This is a genomic window from Propioniciclava sp. (genome assembly GCF_029977985.1).
GTDB lineage: Bacteria > Actinomycetota > Actinomycetes > Propionibacteriales > Propionibacteriaceae > Propioniciclava.
In genome coordinates this window covers 1-1,270 of sequence record NZ_JARKOT010000263.1, presented here as the reverse complement: position 1 = coordinate 1,270, position 1,270 = coordinate 1, and the positions used below count along the sequence as shown (strand labels likewise).

At 70.4% G+C, this 1,270-nt stretch carries 1 protein-coding gene; it reads right to left on the bottom strand.

Annotation, left to right across the window (positions count from 1 at the left end):
- The coding region (locus tag Q1K57_RS14155) for a glycosyl hydrolase (RefSeq protein ID WP_300083718.1) at positions 1-1,270 on the bottom strand (1,270 nt) is incomplete at both ends.

Sequence of the window (1,270 nt, the reverse complement as noted above, 5' to 3'; positions counted from 1 at the left end):
TGAACGTGAGGGTGATGTCACGCACTCCGGTGAGGTTCCGGTCGACGTTGAGCGGGATCGTGCGCCACGCATCCCAGCCGCCGGTGTTGGCCACCGCCAGACTGCCGAGAACACGGCCCGTGGCCCCACCGTCGCGGATCTCGACCAGCCCGGACACGCCCCCTGTCGCTCCGGAGGCGACGGTGAGAGCGGCATCGGTGTACCCGCCCGCCCCGAAGTCGAGCCGGACGGTGATCGCACCACCGTTGGCCATCGGCCCGGTCACCGCGGCGAAACCGGCGTACGGGTCGCCGACCGGGGCGGCCGTCGGCGAGGTGGACGCCGTGGGTGTCGGGCTGGCGGTGGGACTGGTGGTCGGCAGCGGCGTCGGCGAGGGGACCCCTGGGCCCGGCCGCACGGCAGCGTCCGTGGCCTTGCCCGAGGCGACGACGGCGTACAGGTAGGCCCGCGTGTTGCCGTTGTCGATGTCGCTCGGGACGAGTTGCGCGGCGAGGGACTGGGCGCGGGTGCGGTCGACGAGGGACAGCAGCATGATGTTCCAGTCGATGAGGTGGCTGCGGCCGGTCACCTGGGGGTTGTAGGCGAGGACGGCGTCGAACGCGGGCGTGATGACGTCGCGGCCGAGGGCGGACAGGTAGGCGAGCTGCGAGGGCCCCATCGGAATGACCTGGATGCCGAGGATGTCGCTGGCATCGGGCGACCACCAGGTGCCGTAATCGGTCTTGCCGGCGAACATCATCGAGACGATGGTCTTGTCGAAGGCGCCGGTGCGGTAGGGCGTCCACCAGTAGGCGGCGGCGGTGGCCGCCTCGTTGCTCAACATCCACGTGGCCTGGGTGGACATGGCGCCGTCACCCGAGGCGCGGGCCCAGAAGTCGAGCCCGGCCCACGCGTTGGCGGCCTCGGAGGTGGATTCCTGGTCGTTGCCGTCGAAGCCGCCGCCGGTTCCGTTGGCCCAGGAGTGGCCGCGCCAGTCGTCGAAGGAGCGCCGCTTGATCGTCGTGGCGGTGTCGGAGGGGCTCGCGATGTCGGCGACCAGGGCGTTGGCCACGGTGGCGTAGCGGGTCACGAGAGCGGGATCCTCCAGGCCGAGGACGCCTGCGGCGTAGAGGAAGTAGCCGTAGTGGAAGTGGTGGTCGTTGGCGTTGTCGCCGGAGCCGAAGCTGTCCTGGTGGCCGATGACGGTCTTCAGGGTCGCGTCGTAGCTGAAGCACTTGATGCTCTGGGTCAGGCACCGCTGGGGGTCCATCCAGAGGTCGAGCTGGCCCGT